At 38.1% G+C, this 9,592-nt stretch carries 9 protein-coding genes, 1 tRNA gene and 1 pseudogene; 6 read left to right on the top strand and 5 right to left on the bottom strand.

Annotated elements, in window-relative coordinates:
• Positions 1-230 (bottom strand): annotated as a pseudogene (locus tag IQ247_RS29870) (photosystem II D2 protein (photosystem q(a) protein)); the annotation flags it as partial.
• Positions 231-603: 373 nt separating this feature from the next.
• Here IQ247_RS29870 and IQ247_RS29875 point away from each other — a divergent pair.
• From IQ247_RS29875 to IQ247_RS29890, 4 genes are all read left to right on the top strand, one after another.
• Positions 604-876, top strand: a complete 273-nt coding sequence (locus tag IQ247_RS29875; RefSeq protein WP_193925557.1) for a UPF0367 protein family — start codon at positions 604-606, stop codon at positions 874-876.
• A gap of 18 nt (positions 877-894) precedes the next feature.
• Positions 895-1,581: an energy-coupling factor ABC transporter ATP-binding protein gene (locus IQ247_RS29880; protein ID WP_193925559.1), complete on the top strand. Its 687-nt coding sequence runs from the start codon at positions 895-897 to the stop codon at positions 1,579-1,581.
• A 251-nt stretch (positions 1,582-1,832) separates the two neighbouring features.
• A complete protein-coding gene (locus IQ247_RS29885) occupies positions 1,833-2,384 on the top strand; it encodes an NYN domain-containing protein (protein ID WP_193925561.1) in 552 nt (183 codons plus the stop codon).
• A gap of 167 nt (positions 2,385-2,551) precedes the next feature.
• Positions 2,552-2,623: transfer RNA gene (locus tag IQ247_RS29890), tRNA-Asn, on the top strand.
• Positions 2,624-2,944: 321 nt separating this feature from the next.
• On the opposite strand, the gene IQ247_RS29895 is transcribed toward IQ247_RS29890, so the two are convergent.
• Together IQ247_RS29895 and IQ247_RS29900 are read right to left on the bottom strand one after the other, a co-directional pair.
• A complete protein-coding gene (locus IQ247_RS29895) occupies positions 2,945-3,916 on the bottom strand; it encodes a glutathione S-transferase family protein (RefSeq protein ID WP_193925563.1) in 972 nt (323 codons plus the stop codon).
• A gap of 117 nt (positions 3,917-4,033) precedes the next feature.
• Positions 4,034-5,371: a GTP-binding protein gene (locus IQ247_RS29900; protein WP_193925565.1), complete on the bottom strand. Its 1,338-nt coding sequence runs from the start codon at positions 5,369-5,371 to the stop codon at positions 4,034-4,036.
• 275 nt (positions 5,372-5,646) lie between these two features.
• Between IQ247_RS29900 and IQ247_RS29905 the strand changes: the two genes are divergently transcribed.
• Positions 5,647-6,171, top strand: a complete 525-nt coding sequence (locus IQ247_RS29905) for a DUF6896 domain-containing protein (RefSeq protein ID WP_193925566.1) — start codon at positions 5,647-5,649, stop codon at positions 6,169-6,171.
• A 168-nt stretch (positions 6,172-6,339) separates the two neighbouring features.
• Here IQ247_RS29905 and IQ247_RS29910 read toward each other — a convergent pair whose 3' ends face one another.
• Together IQ247_RS29910 and IQ247_RS29915 are read right to left on the bottom strand one after the other, a co-directional pair.
• A complete protein-coding gene (locus IQ247_RS29910; protein WP_193925569.1) occupies positions 6,340-7,656 on the bottom strand; it encodes a DNA cytosine methyltransferase in 1,317 nt (438 codons plus the stop codon).
• Positions 7,657-7,734: 78 nt separating this feature from the next.
• On the bottom strand, positions 7,735-8,679 hold the full coding sequence (locus tag IQ247_RS29915; protein ID WP_193925567.1) for a metal ABC transporter substrate-binding protein: 945 nt from the start codon (positions 8,677-8,679) through the stop codon (positions 7,735-7,737).
• 148 nt (positions 8,680-8,827) lie between these two features.
• On the opposite strand from IQ247_RS29915, the gene IQ247_RS29920 reads away from it, so the two are divergent.
• On the top strand, positions 8,828-9,565 hold the full coding sequence (locus IQ247_RS29920) for a metal ABC transporter ATP-binding protein (protein WP_228060173.1): 738 nt from the start codon (positions 8,828-8,830) through the stop codon (positions 9,563-9,565).
• Positions 9,566-9,592: the final 27 nt, after the last annotated feature.

The following is a 9,592-nucleotide window of genomic DNA, read 5'->3' on the forward strand; positions in this document are numbered from 1 at the left end:
GCTACGGTCAAGAAGTTACAGCCTTCCAAGTAGGAAGATGCTAAACCGTGGGTATACCAACTCGATACAAAAGTTGTACCTGTGAGCCATCCACCTAGAGCCATGTAGGCACAGGGGAATAGTAATAAACCCGACCAACCGATAAATACGAATCTATCTCGCTTTAACCAGTCATCGAGTACGTCAAACCAGCCTCTAGTGCTAGGGGCGCGTCCAACTGCGATAGTCATGAGATTGAATCTCCAAATCGTTATAATTACAGTTTTTTTTCAATTTTGAGGTTGGCATTTGATTGCCGCTCTTATGCAGAAAACTAACTAGATTGTCAATCTAGTTTACAATTGTTTACTGTCTCTAATCTTATTGTAAAGAAAAATAGGTAATTTTTCCAGTAGGTTTTCAATTTAACTAATTTTTTTTTTGCGACTCTATCTGAATGCGGGGGGTATGCGAAGAACCTAATACCAGGGAATCATTACAAGTCGTCAATCGTTAATTTTTTTTTAAGATTTCGCTATTTACGATTCTCATACTTGACCATCTGCTGTTAATGTAGGTGCTGACGCTAAAATTAGTCCTACAGTTAAATTTAATTAAGGTTCAATGTTTACTATCGATTTAGCCCTAAGAAATACAGCTTTTCCTGTATCGGTTCAGCGCAAGACTTCAGAAGATGCCGAAGCTGCTTACCAGCTAGTTTTATCAGCAATACGCTCTGGTAGCCCAGAAATCGTGGAACTGGAATGCGGAGGTAAAGTAGAGAAAAAAATCGCTATTCGTACCAGTGAAATTTCTGGGATACAGATGACTCAGAGAGATGGTGCAGCTGGTGGAAGTGGTAAACCTCCTGGTTTCTTCACTTTGGCTCAAGAGTAAAGCACTGGTGGAAGATAAATGGCACAAGTAGGTATCTCCGTAAGAGATTTAAATTTTGATTGGTCGAATGGAACGCAGGTAATCAAATCTTGCTCTTTAGAAGTACCTAATGGTGAATTTTGGATGCTTTTGGGTACCAATGGAAGTGGGAAGTCAACTTTACTTAAACTGATCGCGGGGCTACTAACTCCTAAAAGTGGAGAAATAAAAGTTTTGCATCCCGTTGGTTTTGTTTTTCAAAACCCCGATCATCAATTAGTAATGCCTACTGTTGGTGCTGATGTGGCCTTTGGATTAGTACAAGAAAAATTATCACACAAGCAAGTTCGAGAAAGAGTAGAAGAAGCACTGAGTGCGGTAAATTTACGAGAACTGCAACGTCGTCCTATTTACGCTCTAAGTGGAGGACAAAAACAGCGGGTAGCCATTGCTGGTGCGATCGCTCGTCGCTGTGCATTGTTGTTGTTAGATGAACCAACCGCTTTACTTGATCCCGACAGCCAATTAGAATTGGTCGCTGCTGTCCGTAATTTAGTTAAAACTCGCGGTATTACAGCCCTTTGGGTGACTCATCGTCTCGATGAATTGAATTACTGCGATGGTGCATTTCTACTCGAACAAGGTGTTTTACTTGATCAAGGAGAGCCATCCCGTCTTAAACAACTTTTAATGCAGTTGCAGGGAGGAAGTAATTTAATTAATTAGTTAATTAGTTAATTGATTAGTTAGTATTTTCTTTCCTTGCGTCTTCTGTCCAAAGTCACAAATTAATTACAAATCGTCAAAAAATAAGCGTGTTTACTTTAATCGCGCTTATTTTTTGTCTTTTATTAATCAGGGCTTTGTAATATTATGAGATTTTTAGCTTATGTAACATAGTGTTACAAATAATGTTTCAACTACTATAGAAGTTATGAATGAAATTTGTTAAATCTAGAATACTGTGATTTATAACCATGTCCTCTCCATTTTCTCCAGCCGTTTTACTAGTAGACGGTTATAACATTATCGGCGCTTGGTCTTGTTTAAAGAAGACTTCCGAAAACGTCGGACTAGAGGCTGCACGCAATGAGTTGCTCGAAGCTTTAGTTAGTTACAGTGCATTTATGGGCTATCAAACCCAAGTAGTCTTCGATGCTCATTTTCAAAAGAATTGTAGCAACGAAGAAGTTGTGACAAAACTTGTTACAGCTTTATATACGGATTTCGGTCAAACGGCGGATACCTATATAGAGAAACTCTGTGCGTCATTGCGTCATAAACTAGCTCAACGCTTATTATCTCGGATAGTGGTTGCAACTTCAGACCGAGCGCAACAGTTAACTGTACAGGGGTATGGAGCGGAATGGATATCTGCACAACAACTGTGTCACGAAGTAGAAGCTACTGTTTGTCGGACGCGACAAAAGTATAAGTCTGGTAAAAAACCTAACGGCAGATTTTTAGCTAATTCTATTGATGCCAAATCCCGTCAACGGTTGGCTGAATTACGTATGGGTTTCAAATAGATATCGGATATTGTACTTGAGCATCTACTCACCACAGATTGATTGATTTAGAGCCGGTATTTGTTGGTACAAATGTATAGCTCAAAGGGCGATCAAAAATTTTTTCAAAAAAGTTTGTCAAAGTACTTGCCAAATTCTATTTTTAGCTTTAATATGTTTAATTGTAGTCCTCAGTAGCTCAGTGGTAGAGCGGTCGGCTGTTAACCGATTAGTCGCAAGTTCGAATCTTGCCTGGGGAGTTTAAAATTTATAGTTTATAGTTGACTGATTTTAAGTCGTTACTTGTTTATTAGTATCGGTTTTCAGGAGCTTTCCCTAGGACAATAAATCGTCGGACATATTAGACATATTGAACTTTTTTGACTATACTTTTAAAGCAGTCAAAAAACGTGAGATGTCAGTTAATTATGTACCACCAAGGGTTGCTGCCTCTAAGCTTGGAGTCAGCTATATTGTATTAACAAAACTAAATTGCTTGTAAAACAAGAGAACAGATGCGGTTGTTAATTTTGTTTTTTACAAGATCAATTGGGAAGACGTAGCACTGCTACGTCTCTACACTATCCTGTAAAAACTTGCTCGCGGTTGTGGGGTTCGTCGAAATTAATTATCGGTCCTTTTGGGACAATTTGATGGGGGTTAACGTTGGGATGACTAATGTAATAATGCCGCTTAATATGGTCAAGATTACAAGTTTCTTTGACTCCGGGCATTTGATATAGTTCTTTAAGATAGTTCCATAAATGAGGATAATCTACAATACGGCGTATATTGCATTTAAAATGTACGTAATAAACTGCATCGAAGCGAAATAAAGTTGTAAACATACACCAATCAGCTTCGGTAACTTTATTTCCACAAAGATAACGTTGTTTGGCTAATACTTTTTCCCAATCATCGAGTGCATCAAATAATTCGGTCACAGCTTGATCGTAAGCAGATTGAGAAGTTGCAAATCCCGCTCGATATACACCATTATTAATTGGTTGGTAAATTGCATCTATTGTTTCGTCAACCACTTTTTGCAAATCATCAGGATAGAAATCTGCATCTTGCTTCGCAAATTCCTCAAATTGAGTATCGAACATCCGAATAATTTCGCGGGATTCGTTATTGACAATTGTCCCTTTTTGCTTATCCCATAAAACCGGAACTGTTACTCTTCCTGTATAATCGGGTTGAGCTTTTAAATATAGTTGCCACAGATAATCTGTATGATTAACTGTATCGGGAATAGCACCAGGCTCGTCTTTAAATTCCCAGCTATTTTGATGAATCTCCGCAGCTACCACTGATAAACCAATAACATCTTGGAGTCCCTTTAATTGTCGCATAATTGCAGTCCGACAAGCCCAAGGGCAAGCCCAAGAGATATACAAATGATAGCGCCCCGCTTCCGCTTTAAATCCACTCGAACCATCAGCCGTTATCCAATCACGAAAAGTTGTTGACGGACGAATAAATTTACCTTCCGAGTCTTCTTGTTCCCGTCGAGATATCCATTTCCCATCTTGGAGAATTCCCAAACCCATAATCTAACTCTTTTTAATTTTGTATAGGTAGACACTATTCCATCTCTATTGCTGCATATTATCGTTTGAGAAACATCAGTCTGGGGAAGGAATGATTTTTTCAACTTGGATTACTCATTATTTCCCTATCCCCAATTCCTGCTGTAAACGATATAAAATAGTATCCGATTCTACTTCGCGTAATATTTCTTCAATCACCTGACTAACGCCTAATTCTCCCCAAGAACAGCCTTTTTGCAAATAAGCTTGAGCAGCTTTTCCTACGGAATAAGCTCCGTAACCGGCGATACCGGCTTGTGTTACGGCAGTCCCCGCAAATGTAGTAATATTCAAAGGATTTTCAGCATTAGTAATGGCGATCGCGCTTTTGCCAAAACCCAAAAGAAAGCTGCTACCTAATTCTCCCAAGAATAAACCACCGGAACTGAATAAAATTGTTTTTAATAACTTTCCAGCTTCGTAACCCGTCATCGGTAAGCCGTAAAGTCGAGATAAAGAGCGAATTAAGGCTAAATCTGTGATAATTCCACCAAAAACATCTAAAAAGGCGATAGGATTTAATCCTACTGCTAATGCTTTATATTTGGTATACTGCCAAATTAAATCTTCTGCTTGTTTTTCTCGCAGTTCTATAGTTTTATATGCAATGGATTCTTCTGCATCTCTTGCTTGCACTAATGCATTAAGGGACAAAAGGGAACGTCCTTCACGGTTGAGAATCTTCAAGATTGTTTGTTGAAGTTGCTCTATTTGCGCTGGTGGTGTCTCCCACTCATAACAGGAGCTACCATCAGCATATTCTACCCGAATTTCTACGGGTGCGGGTTCTGCTGCAACCATGACTATTTCGTCGGGTTTTAAGGGTTTCGCGGAACTTCCCGCAGCTAATTGCTGTAAATTAGCGTAAATTGCGGCTTTATCGGTATCAGGGTATAAATCGATTTTGTTAAACACTAAAATCAATGGTTTCTGAGCTTGTCGCAAACTTAACAGGGCTTCATACTCGATGCGAGTAATATCACCGGAGACAACAAACAAAATTAAATCGGCTTGACGGGTAACTTCCCGTGCCATCTGCGCTCTTGTTTCTCCAGCAATTTCATCTAATCCGGGAGTATCAATTAATTCAATTTCTATTTTGCCACCGGGGTTCCACCGGATAGAACGTGGGTATTGAGTTACACCATTGAGTGGTCCAGTTTGTAAAATCTTTTGTCCCAACAAGGCATTTAAAACCGCAGATTTACCGCGACTTACCAACCCAAAAGCAGCGATACGAATCACATTGTAATCAAGTTTATTCAGATTAGCGATTAAAATCTGTATTTCGGGCTTTACTAAACCTGCTAATTCCGAATCGAATCCCGGTTTACGCAGATTGCCATACCAAGATAATGCTTGTCTGAGACTAGCACGAGCGCGGTTTAAATGGGTTTCTTGCTGATTGTTAGACACTGAGGAATTTTAGATTTGAGATTTTAGATTTATCATTACATAAGCTGCATCGATTGGTATTCAGCTTGAGGAATAGTAGGTAATTAGATAAGTCGTTAAGATTGATTAGTAACAAGAACAACTTTAATTCAGTTTCTTGTTTGCAATCGGGAAGAAAAATTTTACTTTTCCAATGTTGGGTATAAAATTGTAATTAGCTATTATTGGGCTATTTATGATTGAAAATAGCTCTGCTGGGCTATATATCGGCAAAATTAAGGCTAGGAGTAGGTTAAATGAAGTCATCAATCAAAAGCGCTGAAGCAATTCAAATAATTTCAGAGTTTGTAGAACTACAAAACAATTTAATTGTAGCATTTCGCCAGATATATCCCAATGTCAGTAAATCTTTTTCTGTGAATTGTCCCCGTCAAGGTTTATTATCACTACAAGGGGAAAAATGGACGTTTGATAAACATGGAGTTGGTGTTTATTTTCAATCGGAAAAGTCTGATATTATAGTTGATATTCATGCTGGATTTGTCGATTATCCACAAGGATTTGATTCATGGCGATTGGTACAGTATTTTGAATCAAAAGGTGTAGAACAGATTTATTATTTAACAGGTGTTTTTGACCTAACTAATAAAGCTAATAACGAAGATATTGTTGATGATTTACTAGAGCATCTTTTAGAAGATAATATCATTCAAGTTGCTCTCGCTAAACTTAATTTATATCGCTTTAAAGATACATCTACTGATTATAGAGCAACTATTTTAAGTCAACTATCCCGTTTATTGAACCAGAATTCTGATTAATATAGTTCTTATAATCTCATTACAATGTTCAGTATAGTAACGCATTTGTGAAAGATTCCGCCTTGATTGTAAATGTAGAGACGCGTTAGCAAAGCGTGCCGGAAGGGCATAATTTCGCGTCTCTACAAGGATTTCGATTGACGCATATTTAATTGCTGGAAATGTCGATTAATTATCATCAGATTTTGATTCTTGATTTTTATGATTTATTTTCCTTTTTCTCGGTTCGATAATGTTTTCTGAAACACCGAATTTTGCCGCAGCTTGCAGCATATTTAATTGCAGTAAACTATCATCACCTAACTGTATTTGTCTCTGTGGTTTCACTGGAGTTATTTCTAAAATGCGAATAATTTCGGTTGCGATTGCTTTAGCGAATATTGGTGGAACTGAGTTTCCTATTTGTCGAAAACCATGCCATTTTGTAGTGTGGAAACGAAACCAGTCGGGATAAGAATGCAATCGTGCTGCTTCTCGCACGGTGATACATCTTGGTGTTATTGGATGAATGGGGCGAGGAGAGGTAAAAGCACCGCGATTTCTAGGTGTTCCAGCCCTTAAGGTTTTGCAAATACCATTTTTTGCTAATTTATGAAAGTGGCTAATTGGTTCAGTTTTTCCAGGTTCAGTTTGCCCAAATCGATCAATAGATTGCGAATTATGTTTAGTACGATTACTGCAAGTCAGAAAAAAATAATCGAATAAGCGTTTATAAGAATAATCGTTTTCAATTGTTAAAATACCGCGCAATTTACGGCTATAAATACTCGGTTTTCCATACTCAGCAATTATCCAATCTCTATCAATTAGTTGTGAATAATTTTCCACTTCTGGTAAATCACCGATAGCATCCCATACTGTAGGTGTTGCGGGTAAATCTGGGTTATTTATGATATATTTTGACTTTTTAGATATTTTCGGTGTAGTCACTGGTTGGGGATATTTTGGTAAAGTTAAACCTTGACGACATCCTAAAATAAATAATCTGGCTCTATCTTGAGGAACCCCGTAATTTGCAGCGTTAAGTACCCGGTAATTTCCTTCTACTTGATAACCATTGATTTGAAATTCTGAAATAATTTCTAATAAAAGTTTTTGATGTTCTCCTACAGTTAATCCCGGTACATTTTCAAATACAAAATATTTAGGATTTAATTCGATAATTAATCGGAAAAAATGAAAGATTAAATTATTTCTAGAGTCATCTAAAGCCCGTTTTCCCATCAATGAAAATCCCTGACAAGGAGAACCACCAAACACAACATCAATTTCTTGATTTTGTATTTCAGAACGTCTTCTTATTTCCTCTCCCGAAATATGCTCTACATTTGCACATAAAATAGACCACAAAGGAAAATTAAATTCATGGATAGCACAATGTATCGGATCTAATTCTACAGCAGCAAGCACGTCAAACCCAGCTTGTTCAAAACCAAGAGTCATTCCCCCTGCACCAGCAAATAAATCTACAGCAATAGGACGCATTTTCACAGTTGACAGTTGACAGTGGACAGTTGACAGTTGCAAGAAAGCCTCTAACCTTTAACCTTTAACCTTTAACCTTTAACCTTGACTCAGCGCTTCAACAATTGTCTGAGTATTCGATTGCATCATTTTAATATAAGAATCTGCTTCGCTTCCTGGTGCGCCGATGGAATCGGAATATAATTCTCTGGATGCTAGTTTAACGTTTGCTTCTTGAGCTACTGTTTTAATTAAGGCTGGGTTGATTGTTGTTTCGGCAAAGATGGCTTTTACTCCTGTTTTTTTGATTTCTTCTACTAGTTTTTTCACGGTTTGAGCGCTTGGTTGTTCTTCGGTGCTAATACCTATTAATGTCCCTGCTATTGGTATATCATAGGCTCTTCCATAATATTGAAATGCATCGTGGGTTGTAATTAATTTTCGCTGCTCTTTGGGGATAGTCGCAATCTGTTGAGTTATGGAATTATCTAACTGCTGCAATTCATTTATTAATTCTGCTGCATTCTTAGTAAATTTTTCTTTATCTTCTGGCGATAATTTAATTAAAGCATCCCGAATCGCGATCGCCATTTTGATTGCGTTCTCTACATCACCCCACACATGAGGATCTGGTACTGTTTGCTTTCCTCCCTCATCTAGTTGTAAAGGTTCGGCTACTTCTCCCACGGCTAATTTTTCTGCTTTTACACCTGCTGCTTCGATCAATTTAATTAATCCTGGTTCCAAATTGTAACCGTTGTATAAAATTAATTCTGCTTTTTCTAATAAAATTGTATCTTTGGGAACTGGCTCATATACGTGAGGGTCTGTACCAGGCTGTAAAATACTGGTTAAATCTATCTCCTCTCCGCCTATTTTTTCGGTTAAATCGGCAATAATTGTATTGCTTGCAACTACATTAGGTTTATCATCTCCTACGGAATTAGAACCTACTCGATTACACGCATTGATTGACAAACTTAAAAGTATCCCTAATAACCCATACAAAAAATATCTACCTTTCGACTGAGCAATCCCTTCCATAATCTGTATCAAAAGTTTTCATTTTTCTTTCATTTTTTAGTGTACATTATTCTCATAATCTTTTCATTTTTTGTTCGTTTGTAGAAATAATCCCATGCAAGATGAGAATCAAGCTCAAAAGCGTGTCTATGAGTTCAAGGATGCAGTGATGCTGCATAATGCAAGTATTAACATTGCTCATTTAGGAGTACGCTATCGCAGTTTAGAAGCGCTTGAAGATGTGAGTTGTGTAATTAAACCAGGACGTTTGACAGGTATTTATGGTCCTAACGGTGCTGGTAAAAGTACTTTGATGAAAGCAATGTTGGGTTTAGTTGACAGCAGCGGAACAGTTTCATATCAAGGTAAACCCTTAACGGAACAGTTGGAAAAAGTGGCTTATGTTCCCCAACGTAGTGCAATAGATTGGACTTATCCCGCTACAGTTTGGGATGTGGTGATGATGGGAAGAGTCAAGAAAACGGGATGGTTACGGAGTTTTTCAGGGGTAAGTCGTCGGATTGCCAAAAGTGCGCTACAAAGAGTCGGTATTTTAGAATATCGCGATCGCGCTATCGGACAACTTTCTGGGGGACAGCAGCAGCGGGTATTTTTAGCGAGAGCGTTAGCACAGGAAGCGGAAATTTTTTGTTTGGACGAACCATTTGTAGGAATTGATCAAAAAACCCAAACAGTTTTATTTGAAGTGTTCCACGAGCTAGCAGCCGCCGGAAAAACGGTTTTAGTAGTTAACCACGACTTGGGCGAAACAACTACTCATTTCGACGATATTATTTTATTAAATCGCCAGATAATTGCTGCGGGTTCGAGAAAACAAGTGATGACAGAGCAAAATTTATATCGGGCTTATGGTGGAAAGGTAATGTATTTTTCAGATGCAGCGTGAAGGGGAAAGGGATGGGGGGATGGGGGG

The sequence above is a fragment of the Plectonema cf. radiosum LEGE 06105 genome (assembly GCF_015207665.1).
GTDB lineage: Bacteria > Cyanobacteriota > Cyanobacteriia > Cyanobacteriales > Nostocaceae > Rivularia > Rivularia radiosa_A.